The 12,986-nt window shown below is 70.1% G+C and carries 11 protein-coding genes; 5 read left to right on the plus strand and 6 right to left on the minus strand.

Annotated elements, in window-relative coordinates; genetic code table 11:
* The first annotated feature begins 302 nt into the window (after positions 1–302).
* The 3 genes from OG2516_RS04370 to OG2516_RS04380 all read left to right on the plus strand — a co-directional run bounded on the left by OG2516_RS04370 (position 303) and on the right by OG2516_RS04380 (position 3,007).
* On the plus strand, positions 303–2,123 hold the full coding sequence (locus OG2516_RS04370) for an extracellular solute-binding protein (protein WP_007254412.1): 1,821 nt from the start codon (positions 303–305) through the stop codon (positions 2,121–2,123).
* Between the two features lie 265 nt (positions 2,124–2,388).
* On the plus strand, positions 2,389–2,736 hold the full coding sequence (locus tag OG2516_RS04375; protein ID WP_007254413.1) for a hypothetical protein: 348 nt from the start codon (positions 2,389–2,391) through the stop codon (positions 2,734–2,736).
* Positions 2,737–2,782: 46 nt separating this feature from the next.
* Positions 2,783–3,007: a hypothetical protein gene (locus tag OG2516_RS04380; protein WP_007254414.1), complete on the plus strand. Its 225-nt coding sequence runs from the start codon at positions 2,783–2,785 to the stop codon at positions 3,005–3,007.
* A gap of 6 nt (positions 3,008–3,013) precedes the next feature.
* Here the strand turns inward: OG2516_RS04380 and OG2516_RS04385 are convergent, their stop codons facing one another.
* Positions 3,014–3,643, minus strand: coding sequence for a helix-turn-helix domain-containing protein (locus OG2516_RS04385; RefSeq protein ID WP_040614970.1), 630 nt, complete (start codon positions 3,641–3,643; stop codon positions 3,014–3,016).
* Between the two features lie 65 nt (positions 3,644–3,708).
* Here OG2516_RS04385 and OG2516_RS04390 point away from each other — a divergent pair, with 65 nt between their 5' ends.
* Both OG2516_RS04390 and OG2516_RS04395 read left to right on the plus strand, forming a co-directional pair.
* Positions 3,709–4,374 (plus strand): DsbA family oxidoreductase, encoded by a 666-nt coding sequence (locus OG2516_RS04390; RefSeq protein WP_007254416.1) that lies wholly within the window; start codon positions 3,709–3,711, stop codon positions 4,372–4,374.
* Positions 4,375–4,446: 72 nt separating this feature from the next.
* Positions 4,447–5,676, plus strand: coding sequence for a multidrug effflux MFS transporter (locus OG2516_RS04395; RefSeq protein WP_007254417.1), 1,230 nt, complete (start codon positions 4,447–4,449; stop codon positions 5,674–5,676).
* 55 nt (positions 5,677–5,731) lie between these two features.
* Here the strand turns inward: OG2516_RS04395 and ntrX are convergent, their stop codons facing one another.
* The 5 genes from ntrX to dusB form a co-directional block, all read right to left on the minus strand.
* Complete coding sequence (gene ntrX, locus OG2516_RS04400; RefSeq protein ID WP_007254418.1) at positions 5,732–7,126, minus strand: nitrogen assimilation response regulator NtrX; 1,395 nt, start codon at positions 7,124–7,126, stop codon at positions 5,732–5,734.
* A 9-nt stretch (positions 7,127–7,135) separates the two neighbouring features.
* Positions 7,136–9,367, minus strand: coding sequence for a sensor histidine kinase NtrY-like (locus OG2516_RS04405; protein ID WP_040614971.1), 2,232 nt, complete (start codon positions 9,365–9,367; stop codon positions 7,136–7,138).
* A gap of 106 nt (positions 9,368–9,473) precedes the next feature.
* Positions 9,474–10,844 (minus strand): response regulator, encoded by a 1,371-nt coding sequence (locus tag OG2516_RS04410; protein WP_007254420.1) that lies wholly within the window; start codon positions 10,842–10,844, stop codon positions 9,474–9,476.
* On the minus strand, positions 10,845–11,927 hold the full coding sequence (locus tag OG2516_RS04415; RefSeq protein WP_007254421.1) for a two-component system sensor histidine kinase NtrB: 1,083 nt from the start codon (positions 11,925–11,927) through the stop codon (positions 10,845–10,847). It abuts the gene before it with no gap.
* The gene (dusB, locus tag OG2516_RS04420; RefSeq protein WP_007254422.1) at positions 11,924–12,919 is read right to left on the minus strand and encodes a tRNA dihydrouridine synthase DusB; all 996 of its coding nucleotides are present in this window, start codon (positions 12,917–12,919) and stop codon (positions 11,924–11,926) included. Before dusB ends, OG2516_RS04415 begins: the two co-directional genes overlap by 4 nt.
* Between the last annotated feature and the right edge of the window lie 67 nt (positions 12,920–12,986).

Below are 12,986 nucleotides of genomic sequence, written 5' to 3' on the forward strand. Positions count from 1 at the left end.
CGGACACGGCGAATCTGTTGGCGGGCCCGGGGCTTAGCGGCGGAAGCGGAAGAATCACCTCAACAAGATCGGCGCGGCGGAGCCGGATCGGCAGGAAACCCAAGCCTGCAAAGAAAAAAACGCCCGCACAAGGCGGGCGTTAAGTTATTGAGGCAGGTTTCATACAGGCAAGAAACCTATCGAGCAGTGACCCCTGTATAAGCGATCCGCCGCGCCTGTCCAAGGTAAAAGTTTGATATGACAGGCGGACGTCTCTAGGCTCGGCTTCAGGTAATCAAGCACCAACAGGGATCGTCGCCGATATGTCACCGATCAGTTTCGCCCGCACCCGGCTCGCCGCCGGCCTGCTCGCCTTCGCCGCCGGCGCGGGCGCCGCGGGGGCCGAGCCCGCCCATGGCATCGCCATGTACGGCGAGCCTGCGCTGCCGCCCGGGTTCGAGGCCCTGCCCTACGCCAACCCCGACGCGCCCACCGGCGGGCGCATCGTCGAGGCCAATGTCGGCAGCTTCGACTCGCTCAACCCCTACATCCGCAAGGGCAACACGCCCTGGCAGATCCGCTTCCACGTCGGCGAGACGCTCATGGGCCGCTCGCTCGACGAGCCGTTCACGCTCTACGGCCTGCTCGCAGAGACCGTCGAGACCGGCCCGAACCGCGAATGGGTGGAATTCACCCTGCGCCCCGAGGCGGAATTCTCCGACGGCACGCCGGTGACGGTCGAGGACGTGATCTGGTCCTTCGAGACGCTCGGCACCGAGGGCCATCCCCGCTACGCCGGCTTCTGGGCGGCGGTCGAGAGCATCGAGCAGACCGGCGAGCGCTCGGTCCGGCTCACCTTCAACACCGACAACCGCGAGCTGGCGCTGCTGGCCGGGATGCGCCCGATCCTGAAGAAGGCGCAGTTCGAGGGCATGGACTTCGCCGAGGAAGGCGACAGCGTCGTGCCGATCGCGTCGTCGCCCTACGTGATCGACGACTACGAGCTCGGCCGCTACGTCAGCCTGAAGCGCAACCCCGATTACTGGGGCTTCGGCGTGGTGCCGTTCCGCAACGGCACCTACAACATCGACGAGTACCGGCTCGAGTTCTTCGGCGACGAGACCGCCGCCTTCGAGGCGTTCAAGGCGGGCATCGTCAACACCCAGCGCGAGTTCAACGCGGGCCGCTGGCTCGAGCGCTACGACTTCCCGGCGATCGACGAGGGGCTGATCGTCAAGTCGGAGATCCCGCACCAGCGCCCGACCGGCATGACCGGCTTCGTGATGAACACGCGCAACCCGCTGTTCGAGGACATCCGGGTGCGCGACGCGCTGATCCACGCCTTCAACTTCGAGGCCATCAACGAATCGCTCAGCGGCGGCACCCAGCCGCGCATCCAGTCGTACTTCTCCAACTCGCCGCTCGGCATGGAGCCCGGCGCCCCCGCCGAGGGGCGCGTGCTGGAGATGCTGCAGCAGTACGACGACCTGCCCGAGGGCGCCATCGAGGGCTACGCGCTGCCCGTCAGCGACGGCACCCTGCGCAACCGCGGCAACATCGCCAGGGCCGCCGAGCTGCTCGAAGAGGCCGGCTGGACGGTGCAGGACGGCGTGCTGAAGAACGAGGCCGGCGAGCCCTTCGAGTTCGAGATCCTGCTCGAGCAGGGCGTGACGGAGCAGACCCAGTTCACCGACCCCTACCTCGAGGCGCTGGAGCGGCTCGGCATCTTCCCGACCGTCGCCAGCGCCGACTCGGCCCAGTACAAGGAGCGGACCGACAATTACGAGTTCGACATGACCTGGTTCCGCCGCGCGCTGTCGCTGTCGCCGGGGACGGAGCAGTACCTCTACTGGGGCAGCGAGGGCGCCGACACCGTCGGCGGGCGCAACCTCATGGGCGTCGAGAGCGCGGCCATCGACGGGCTGATCGACACGCTGCTGACCTCCGAGGAGACCGAGGACTTCTACGCCGCCGCCAAGGCCCTCGACCGGGTGCTGACGGCGGGGCGCTACGTGATCCCGACCTACGAGTGGACGCAGTCCTGGATCGCCCACGACAAGAACCTGCACTACCCGGAGGTGATCCCGATCTTCGGCGACTGGACGAACTGGCAGCCGGACGTGTGGTGGTACGAGGAGAGCTGACGGCGCCGAGGCGCGCGTGGCTTTGGGCCGCTCCTTCGGGGGCGGCCTTCTTCTTTGGTGGCGGTGTCGTGGGGGCGCTGCCCCCGTCGCCTTGCGGCGACTCCCCCGGGATATTTCAAGGACAGAGGGGGCGGCGGTTTACCGAACGTTAGGAGGTCGGTGGTCAGGTGGTGGCGGGAAGTCGCCGAGGGAGCGGGGTGCGGACAGGAACCGGTGGCGCGGAGGCGTGTTGGGATCCGACGATGACGAGCAGGGAGACGCTTCGATGGAATGGCGCGACGTTCAGCAGCACTGGGCCGCACATGTGCCGCGGGTGATGACCCGCTGGCCAGAGATCACCGAGGAGGAGGCGCTCGACGTCGACGGCGACCGGGCGGCGCTGACGCGCCTCGTGGCCGAGCGCCAGCAGCTCGGCCAGAATGCCGCCGACGGCGAGGTCAGCGACTGGCTGATGGGGCTCGAGCCCGCCGACGCGATCATGGACGAGACCCGCGACGACGAGCGCATCTCCGCCTCCCAAGCCGACATCAGCCCCGGCGAGGACGTCTATTCCGACGACCGCGAGTTCGGCGACGACACCAAGCCCGAACCCCCCATCGGCCGCACCGGGTAGGCGCGGCCGGACTCTCATTTCCATCGCAGCAGCCAAGAGGGCGCCCATGGACTGGCAAGAGATCACCCGCAATCCCGAGCCCGTGTTGCGCGACCTGCGCCAACACTTCCCGGCGATCGACCCCGAGGAGGTCGTTCACGCCGACGAGGATGAGGCCGTGGAGAAGATCGCCCGCAGCCACGACCTCACCCGGCAGGAAGCCCGCCGGGAACTCGACGACATCCTGTTCGCCGCCGACCTGCGCCGCTACCGCACGCGCCGCCGCCGCTGAGGCGGATCAGTCGTCGAGCGAGGTGACCCAGAGGATCGTCGCGTCCTCGGGGCTGATCGAGATGACGTTGTGGCCCATGGCGGCGTCGTAGTAGGCGCTGTCGCCGCGGCGCATGTCGACGGGCTCGTAGAACTCGGTGAACAGCCGGATCTGGCCGGTCAGGACGTGCAGGAACTCCTCGCCGTCATGCCGCACCCAGCCCTCGAACTCCTCGAAGCGCCGCGCGCGGATGCGGGCGCGGTAGGGCAGCATCTTCTTGCGGCTCAAGGTCTCGGCGAGCAGCTCGTGCTCGTAGGTGGTGGTGGCGTGGGCGGTGCCCTGCCCCGAGAGCGTCACCGACATGCGACCGTTGACCTGCCCCGTCGAGGGCGGCGTGAAGAGCTGCGGGATCGAGATGTCAAGCCCGGTGGCGAGCTTCTTGAGCGCGTCGTAGGTGGGCGACATCTGCCCGTTCTCGATCTTGGACAGCGTCGAGCGCGCCAGCCCGGCCTTGCGCGCCGCCTGCTCGAGCGTCCAGTCCCGCTCCTTGCGCAGCTCGCGCACCCGCGCGCCGAGATCGAGCGGCTGCTGGGCCTCGGCCTCGGCACCGCTGGCGCGGGCGATCTGGAACAAGGCGCGGGGGTCTCTGTCACTCATGGCGGCTCTCATAGGCCGCGAGGGCGCAGGCTTGCAACCGTTGGCCGGCGCGGGTAGCCACCGGCATGGCCGTCAAGCTCGATATCATCTCCGACCCCGTCTGCCCCTGGTGCTACATCGGCAAGGCGCAGCTCGACCGGGCGCTCGAGCAGGCCGGCAACCCGTTCGCCATCGAGTGGCACCCGTTCCAGCTCAATCCCGACATGCCCCGCGAGGGGATGGACCGGCGCGCCTACCTCGAGGCGAAGTTCGGCGGGCCGGAGGGCGCGGCGCAGGTCTACGGGCGCATCGCCGAGGCCGCCGGGGCGGCGGGCCTGAGCATCGACTTCGACGCGATCGCCCGCACCCCCAACACGCTCGACGCGCACCGGCTGATCCACTGGGCCGGGATCGAGGGGCGGCAGACCTTCGTGGTGCAGCGCCTGTTCGAGGCCTATTTCCGCGACGGGCGCGACATCGGCGAGGCCGACGTGCTGGCCGACATCGCCGACGGGGTCGACATGGACGCGTCCGTCGTGCGGCGCCTGCTCGGCTCGGATGCCGATCTCGAGGACATCCGCCGCCGCGACGCGCACAGCCGCGAGATGGGTGTCACCGGGGTGCCGACCTTCATCGTCGGCAGCCGCCACGCGGTGCCCGGCGCGCAGCCCGCCGAGCTCTGGGCGCAGGTGATCGGCGAGATCGCCGCGCAGGAGCAGGCCGACGGCGCGGGAGACGACGCCGCCGGCTGACGGGCTTGCCCTCCCGGGCGGGGCGTGGTGCAAGAGCCCGGGCGCCGTGGCGGCGCCGCCAGGATCGCCGACATGCCGACAGACACGACACCGGCCGCGCCCGCGCGGCTCCCGGAGCTGGAATTCATCGCGCTGATGGCGATGGTGATGGGCATGGTCGCCTTCTCGGTCGACTCGATGCTGCCCGCCCTGCCCGCCATCGCCGCCGAGTTGTCGCCCGCCGCGCCCAACCGGGCGCAGCTCATCGTGACGAGCTTCGTGTTCGGCATGGGCGCGGGCACCTTCGTCACCGGCCCCCTGTCCGACCGCTTCGGCCGCAAGCCGGTGATCCTCGCCGGCGTCGGACTCTACATGGCGGGCGCGCTGCTGGCGTGGCAGGCGCCGGCGCTCGAGACGATGCTGGGCGCGCGCTTCGTGCAGGGGCTGGGCGCGGCGGCGCCGCGGGTGGTGGCGTTGGCGCTGATCCGCGACCTCTACTCGGGCCGGCAGATGGCGCGGACGCTGTCCTTCGTGATGACCGTCTTCACCCTTGTCCCCGCCCTGGCGCCGACGCTGGGCCACTACATCATCGTCGGCTTCGGCTGGCGCGCCTCGTTCCTGACCTTCGTGCTGTTCGCCGCCATAGCGACGACCTGGCTGTTCCTGCGCCAGCCCGAGACGCTGCCGCCCGAGCGGCGGCGGCGGCTGCACCCGGCCGAGCTGTTCGGCGCGGTGCGCGAGATGCTGTCGCACCCGGACGCGCGGCGGGCGACGCTGGTGCAGACGCTGGGCTTCGGGATGCTGTTCGCGACGCTGTCGAGCGCGCAGCAGCTCTACGACGCCTTCGGGCAAGGCGCGAACTTCCACCTGTGGTTCGGGCTGGTGGCCGTCATCGCGGCGACGTCGAACCTGTTCAACGCGCGCCTCGTGGTCCGGCTGGGGATGCGGCCGCTGATCAAGGCGGTGCTGGGGGCGCAGATGGTGATCTCGGCGCTGATGGCGGCGAGCGTGTTGCTGTTCGACCTGCCGGCGGGGCTCGCCTTCCCGCTCTTCGTGGCGTGGCACGCGAGCATCTTCTGGCAGAATGGCATGACCATCGGCAACCTCAACGCCCTGGCGCTCGAGCCGATGGCGCATATCGCGGGCATCGCCGCGTCGGTCATCGCCGCCGTCTCGACGGTGGGCGCGGTGCTCCTCGCGGTGCCGATCGGGCTGGCCTTCGACGGCACGCCGCTGCCGCTGGCGGTGTCGGTGTGCGTCTTGTCGGGGCTCGGGCTGTGGCAGACGTCGAAGATCCGGCGCGACAGCGACGTGGAGGGGTGACGGCCGGCGGCGAGGCGAGGCCGGGCTGAAGCCCGGCCTACGGGGGTGCGCGCCGCTACTCCACGTGGGCGACGCGGGCGCCGGCCTTGGTGGAGGTGACGACGCCGAGGGACTTCAGCTTGCGGTGCAGCGCCGAGCGCTCCATGCCGACGAAGGCGGCGGTGCGCGAGATGTTGCCGCCGAAGCGGTTGATCTGGGTCAGCAGGTACTCGCGCTCGAACAGCTCGCGCGCCTCGCGCAGCGGCAGGGTGGCGAGGCCGCCCGACAGCACGACGCGGTCCTCGTCGCTGCTGGTGCGCTCCTCCGTCGAGGGCAGCTCGCGGGCCGAGATCTCGTCGGTTCCTTCGCCGAGGATCAGCACCCGCTCGATCACGTTCTTCAGCTGGCGCACGTTGCCCGGCCAGACCATCGTCTGCAGCAGCGCCTTGGCGTCGTCGGCGAGCGGGCGCAGCGGCAGGCCCTGCGTTCTGTTGAAGCCGCCGATGAAGTGCTCGGCGAGCAGCGGGATGTCCTCGCGCCGGTCCTCCAGGCTCGGCACCTGGATCGGCACCACGTTGAGTCGGTGGAACAGCTCCTGGCGGAAGTTGCCGGCGGCGATCGCGGCCTGCAGGTCGCGGTTGGTGCTGGAGATCACCCGGATGTCGACCTGCACCTTGTCGCCGCCGCCGACGCGCTGGAACTGCTGGTCGACGAGCACGCGCAGGATCTTGGACTGGGTGCCGAGCGGCATGTCGGCGACCTCGTCGAAGTAGATCACCCCGCCGTTGGCCTCCTCGAGCAGCCCGCGCTCGAGGCCGCGCTCGGGGCTCTCGCGGCCGAAAAGCACCTCCTCCATCCGCTCGGGCTCGATCGAGGCGGAGTTGACGCAGACGAAGGGCCCCTGGGCGCGGTTGGACTTGGCGTGGATGTAGCGGGCGGCGACCTCCTTGCCGGCGCCGGCGGGGCCGGTGAGCATCACCCGGCCGTTCGACTTGGTGACCTTGTCGAGCTGGCTCTTGAGCGAGCGGAATGCCGCGCTCTCGCCGAGCAGCTCGGTGGCGCCGTGCTCGCCGCGCTTGAGCTCGAGGTTCTCGCGCCGCAGCCGCGAGGTCTCCATCGCGCGGCGGATCACCACCAGGAGCTGGTCGATGTTGAAGGGCTTCTCGATGAAGTCGTAGGCGCCCTGCTTGATCGCGGCGACGGCGATCTCGATGTTGCCGTGGCCCGAGATGATCACGATCGGGATGTCGGGGTGGTCGCGCTTCACGGATTTCAGGATGTCGATCCCGTCCATGTCGCTGTCCTTGAGCCAGATATCGAGGATCATCAGTGCCGGCGGGGCCTTGGCGATTTCGGACATGCACTGGTCCGACGTGCCGGCGAGCCGGGTGGTGTAGCCCTCGTCGTGCAGGATCTCCGCGATCAGCTCGCGGATGTCGCGTTCGTCGTCCGTGATCAGGATGTCGCCCATGTGACTACCTCATACTGCCTGTTTGTCGGGCCAACGGGCGGCCTGCGCGACGGGGAGCGTCACGATGGCCAGGGCGCCGCGATGGCCGGTTTCGTCGAAAGCGTCCGCATCGGTGAGCGTGAGCGTGCCGCCGTGCTCCTCGATGATCTTCTTCACGATGGGCAGGCCGAGGCCGGTGCCCTTGTCGCGCGTGGTCACGTACGGCTCGAACAGCCGCGCGCGGTCTTCGGGCAGGCCGATGCCGTTGTCGGCGATGTCGATCCGTGCCTCGTTGTCGGCCCAGTCCATCGCGATCCGGATTTCCGGCTCGAAGTCGGGCCCGAGCTTCTCCTGCCGGCTCTCGATGGCCTCGCCGGCGTTCTTGATGAGGTTGGTGAGCGCCTGGCTGATCATCGTGGCGTCGAGCTGGCTGATGATCGCGGTGTCGGGGAGCCGGGCGTCGAAGCGGACGCCGGGCTGGCCAGCCTCCTGCAGGGTCACCGCGTCACGCACCAGCTTGGTCAGGTCGTTGGAGCGCCGCTCGGGCTCGGGCATCCGGGCGAAGCGGGAGAACTCGTCGACGATCCGGCGCAGGTCGTTTGTCTGACGGATGATGACGTCGGTCATCTGGTGGAGCGCCTCGGCGTCGTCGCCGACCTTGGGGCCGAACTTGCGCTTGAGCCGCTCGGCGGAGAGCTGGATCGGGGTGAGCGGGTTCTTGATCTCGTGGGCGATCCGGCGCGCCACGTCGCCCCAGGCGGCCATGCGCTGCGCGCTGACGAGGTCGGTGACGTCGTCGAAGGCGACCACGTAGCCCTCGATCCGGCCCGACTCGCTGCGCCGGGGCGACATCCGGACCAGCAGGCTCTCCTGCTTGCCCGAGCGGATCAGGTTGACCTGCTCCTGCGCCAGCCCGCGCTTATCGCTGCGCAGCCGCTCGAAGAGCGGGCCGAACTCTGGCACGGCAACGGAGAGCGCCGTCGCCTCGGTGGTTTCGTCCACGTGCAGAAGCCGCTGGGCGGAGGGATTGACGAACGTGACCCGGCCCTTCGGGTCGAGCCCGACGACGCCGGAGGTGATCGAGCTGAGCACCGAGTCGAACAGCCGGCGGCGGCGCTCGATCAGGCGGGTGCGCTCGAGCAGCTCCTCGCGCTGCGCCTTGAGCTGGGTGGTCATCTGGTTGAAGTAGCGGCCAAGCTGCGCGATCTCGTCGTCGCCCACCTCCTCGCGCACCCGCACGTCGAGATCGCCGCTGCCGACGCGCTGCGAGGCATTGACGAGCCGCCCGACGGGTCGCGACAGCCGCTCGGCGAACCACAGGCCGAGCCAGATGGCGGCGAGGATCAGGATCACCGCGAAGCCGAGGTAGATCAGGCCGAACTCGAACAGCAGCCGGCCGCGGTCGTTCTCGAGTTGCTGGTAGAGCGTCACCGTCTCCTGGGTCTCGTCCAGCAGCGACAGGATCGCGCCGTCGACCTCGCGGGTCACGTAGAGGAAATGGTCGACGAAGTCGTCGAGCGGGATCAGCGCGCGGAACTCGTTGTTGTCCCAGTCCTCGATGATCGCGATGCCGTTCTCGAGCGCGGCGGCGATCGCCTCCTCGGAGGGGCGCTCGAAGTCGAACTGGTAGGAGCGCGCGCCGCGGGCGATGATCTCGCCGGTGCTGTCGATCACGAACGCCTCGGTGAGGCCGCGCTCGATCTGGCCCTGCACCCGCCCGAGCGCCTGCCGGATCTCGCCGGGGCTCATGAAGAAGGTCAGCCGCCGCTCGGCGTTGAGGTACTCGGCCAGCGCCCGCCCGTCGCGGGCGACCTCCTGGCGGTGCTCCTCCTCGTAGGCCTGCGCGGCGGCGAGCGAGTTGCCCACCACGTTGCGCACCCGGTCGGAGAACCAGCCCTCGAGGCCCACATTCAGCGACAGCACCGCGAACACCGCGACGAGCACCGTGGGGATCAGCGCCAGCAGCGCGAACACGCCCGTCAGCCGCAGGTGCAGCCGCGAGCCCGCCGAGCGGGCGCGGCGGGCGTTGACCATCGCGATGACGCGCCAGGCGACGAGGGTGGCGACGACGAGGACGTAGACGAGATCGGCCGTCAGCAGCAGCCGCAGGCCGGGCGTGCTGACCGTGTAGTTCATCGGGCCGAGAACGGAGATCGTCGCCCCGGCGAGCACGGGGCCGAGCAGGACGAGGCCGAAGGCGCCGATATTGCTCACCCGGCGCTGACGCCGCCACCGGCTGAACCGGCCCAGATAGAAACTCATCGGGGACCGCTGCACGTGCCCGCCCTGACTCTACGGGGCCGTGGCCCCACCGCTCGTCCGTGTTCTATGGGTCACATGATGTGATCGACACGGTTCTGTTGCCCGTTTACATCAACTTGCGGCGGCGTGTCACGCGAATATCGAGGTCGGTGATCTTTTTTCTCAAGGTATTGCGGTTGATTCCGAGCAAATCCGCACATTTGGCCTGATTTCCCCCGGTCGCGTCGAGTGCCATCTCGATCAGCGGCAGCTCCACCTCCTTGAGGATGCGCTGGTAGAGCCCCGGCGGCGGCAGCACGCCGCCGTGCAGGTCGAAGTAGCGCCGCAGGTGGCGGCCGACGCTGGCCGACAGCTTCTCGCCCTCGCCGCCGCTGCGCAGGGGCTCCATCGCGGGCTGGTTGCCCAGCACCTGCTCGACCTCGGCGCGGGTGATCTCGTCCTCGGTGGCGGTGAAGACGAGCCGGCGCAGGGCGTTCTCGAGCTGGCGCACGTTGCCCGGCCAGGAATAGGCGCGCACAAGGTCGAGCGCCTGCGGCGAGAGCCGCTTCAGCGCCGCGCCCTCCTTCTCGGCGCGGGCGAGGAAATGCTCGGCGAGCAGCGGGATGTCGTCGACCCGGGCGCGCAGGGCGGGGACGCTCAGCGTCACCCCGCCGAGACGGTAGAACAGGTCTTCGCGGAACGCGCCGCCCTCCATCCGCTGCATCAGGTCGACCTGGCTCGTCGACATGATCCGCGGCCCGCTGTCGCCGAGGGTGTCGAGCATCCGCACGATCCGGCCCTGCGCCTCGTCGGGGAAGTCGCCGACCTCGTCGAACACGAGGCTGCCGCCCCGCGCCCGCGCGACCAGCGCGGAGGGGCCGTCGGCCCCGGCGAGATCGGCGGCGGTGGCGACGACATAAGGCAGGCTGCGGCGGTCGGAGAAATCGTGGATCGCCCGCGCGATCAGCGACTTGCCGGTGCCGCTCTCGCCGGTGACGAGGACGGGGAGCTGCGTGTTCATCACCCGCGCGATCAGACGGTAGAGCGATTGCATCCCGCCAGTGCGCCCCACCAGCGGCAGCTCGCCCACCCCGGACTCCGCCTCGCCCTCCGGGCGCGGCGTGGGGGCGCGGCGCTTGATGTCGAGCGCGCGGCTGGCGCGCTTCATCAGGTCGGGCAGGTCGAAGGGCTTCGGCAGGTAGTCGTAGGCCTCGGCCTCGGCGGCCTGGATCGCGGTCATGATCGTGTTCTGCGCCGAGATCACGATGACCGGCAGGCCGGGGCGCTTCTCGGAGATCATCGGCAGCTGCTCGAGCCCGTTGCCGTCGGGCATGATGACGTCGGAGATGACGAGGTCGCCCTTGCCCTCCTCCACCCAGCGCATCAGCGTCACCAGCGACGAGGTCGCGTGGACCTTGCAGCCGGCACGGGTCAGCGCCTGGGTCAGGACCGTGCGGATCGTGCGGTCGTCGTCGGCGACGAGGATAGTGCCGTCCATCTACTCTTCTCCAGCCTCGGTGACATCGCTCGGAACCAGCGGCAGCGACAGGCGGAACGCGGTGCGCCCCGGCACGCTGTCGACGCTGATCCAGCCGCCGTTGTCGGCGACGATCTTCGACACCAGCGCCAGCCCCAGCCCGGTGCCGTTCTCGCGCCCCGACACGAATGGCTCGAACACCTCGGCGGCGATGTCGGGCGGCAGGCCCGGGCCGTCGTCGATGATCTCGACCTGCAGCGGCAGCCGCACCGGCGTGCCGTCGTGGCGGCGCAGGCGCAGGGAGGGTTCGTAGAAGGTGTGGAGCCGGATCGTGCCGCCCTGCCCGCCCGCCTCGGAGGCGTTCTTGAGCAGGTTGAGGAACACCTGCAGCATCTGGTCGGGGTCGGCCCAGGTCTGCGGCAGCGAGGGGTCGTAATCCTCGACGAAGCCCATGTGCGCGCCGAAGCCGACGCTCGCCGATTGGCGGGCGCGGTCGAGCAGGTCGTGGACGTTGACCGCCCGCGCCTGCGGCGGGCGCAGGTTGCCGAACTGCTCGACCTGCTCGAGCAGCTGCACGATGCGCCGGCTTTCCTCGACGATCAGGTCGGTGAGTTCGAGATCGCTGCCCTTGAGCCCCATCGAGACGAGCTGCGCCGCGCCGGTGATGCCGGCGAGCGGGTTCTTGATCTCGTGGGCCAGCATCTCGGCCATGCCGATCGCCGATTTCGCGGCGCGGCCCGAGACCGCGTTGAGGGTCAGCCGGCTGGCGACCTCGCGCGGCGAGATCATCATCAGCATGTGCCCCTCCGCCCCCTGCAGCGGGGCGAACTGGATGTTGCACTGCATCGGCGGCCGCTCGCCGCTGCCGACGTCGACGTCGTTGACGAACAGCGACGACATCTGCGCGCGCGCGCGGGCGTAGGGCGCCTCGAGCGCGGCGTCGATCATCACCTTGTCCCAGACCGGCGCGCCGGTGAGGACGCGCGAGGAGAGGTTGAGGAAGGCCTCGGCGGCGGGGTTGCTCTCGGCGATGGTGTCGTCGGGCGCGAGCAGCAGCGCGGGCACCGGCAGCGAGTTCCAGAGGGCCGGGTCGAGCAGGCTCATGCGGCCTCCGCGCGCGGCGCCAGCGCCTGCGGCAGGCGGGTGAGGACGAGGCCCGGGCCGCCGGTCAGGATCTCGCGGCGCAGCTCGGGCGGGGTGGCGGCGTGGTCCATGTACCAGCCGAGGTGCTTGCGCGCGACGCGGGCGCCGAGGTCGGTGCCGTAGAAGCCGAGCATCGCCTCGTAGTGCTCCGCCACCATGTCGGCGAGCGCCGCGCCGGTGGGGATGCGGGGCGCGGGGCTGCCGTAGAGCGCGTGGGCGACCTCGGCGATGCGCCACGGCGCGCCCTGCGCGCCGCGCCCGATCATCACGCCGCGCGCGCCGGAGGCGGCGAGCGCGGCGCGGGCGGTGGCGGCGTCGGTGATGTCGCCGTTGGCGACGACGGGGATCGACACCGCCTCGACGATGGGCCGGATCGCCGCCCAGTCGGCGCGGCCCTTGTAGAACTGGCAGCGGGTGCGGCCGTGGATCGTCACCATCCGCACCCCCGCCGCCTCGGCGCGCGCCGCGACCTGGGCGGCGTTGAGGCTGTCGTGATCCCAGCCGAGCCGGGTCTTGAGCGTCACCGGCACCGTGACCGCGCCGACCACCGCCTCGATCAGGCGCAGCGCGTGGTCGGGGGTGCGCAGCAGCGCCGAGCCGGACCAGCCGTTGGTGACCTTCTTGGCCGGGCAGCCCATGTTGATGTCGATGAGCCGGGCGCCGTTGGCCTCGGCGATGCGCGCCGCCTCGGCCATCCAGTGCGCCTCGCGGCCGGCGATCTGCACCGCGGTATCGTGCTCGCCGAAGCCGAGCTCGGCCTTCTCGCGGGTGCCGGGCCGGGCCTGCACCATCTCCTGGCTCGCCACCATCTCCGACACCACCCACCCCGCGCCGAACCGCGCGACGAGCTGGCGGAACGGCAGGTCGGTGATCCCCGCGAGCGGCGCCAGCGCGACGGGCGGCGTCAGGCTCAGGGAGCCGAGATCGAGGGAGGGCGCCGGGGTCGGGGTCATGTGCTCAAACATTGTGCGTGCAGGGCGAGACCTAATCCCGCAACGCCGAGACCACAACGTTCCGCTG

Origin of the sequence: Oceanicola granulosus HTCC2516, from assembly GCF_000153305.1 — a bacterium.
Lineage (GTDB): Bacteria > Pseudomonadota > Alphaproteobacteria > Rhodobacterales > Rhodobacteraceae > Oceanicola > Oceanicola granulosus.

Coding starts and splice junctions, on each gene's coding strand:
- OG2516_RS04370 (WP_007254412.1), top strand. CDS start 303: ATGTCACCGATCAGTTTCGCCCGCACCCGGCTCGCCGCCGGCCTGCTC.
- OG2516_RS04375 (WP_007254413.1), top strand. CDS start 2,389: ATGGAATGGCGCGACGTTCAGCAGCACTGGGCCGCACATGTGCCGCGG.
- OG2516_RS04380 (WP_007254414.1), top strand. CDS start 2,783: ATGGACTGGCAAGAGATCACCCGCAATCCCGAGCCCGTGTTGCGCGAC.
- OG2516_RS04385 (WP_040614970.1), bottom strand. CDS start 3,643: ATGAGTGACAGAGACCCCCGCGCCTTGTTCCAGATCGCCCGCGCCAGC.
- OG2516_RS04390 (WP_007254416.1), top strand. CDS start 3,709: ATGGCCGTCAAGCTCGATATCATCTCCGACCCCGTCTGCCCCTGGTGC.
- OG2516_RS04395 (WP_007254417.1), top strand. CDS start 4,447: ATGCCGACAGACACGACACCGGCCGCGCCCGCGCGGCTCCCGGAGCTG.
- ntrX (WP_007254418.1), bottom strand. CDS start 7,126: ATGGGCGACATCCTGATCACGGACGACGAACGCGACATCCGCGAGCTG.
- OG2516_RS04405 (WP_040614971.1), bottom strand. CDS start 9,367: ATGAGTTTCTATCTGGGCCGGTTCAGCCGGTGGCGGCGTCAGCGCCGG.
- OG2516_RS04410 (WP_007254420.1), bottom strand. CDS start 10,844: ATGGACGGCACTATCCTCGTCGCCGACGACGACCGCACGATCCGCACG.
- OG2516_RS04415 (WP_007254421.1), bottom strand. CDS start 11,927: ATGAGCCTGCTCGACCCGGCCCTCTGGAACTCGCTGCCGGTGCCCGCG.
- dusB (WP_007254422.1), bottom strand. CDS start 12,919: ATGACCCCGACCCCGGCGCCCTCCCTCGATCTCGGCTCCCTGAGCCTG.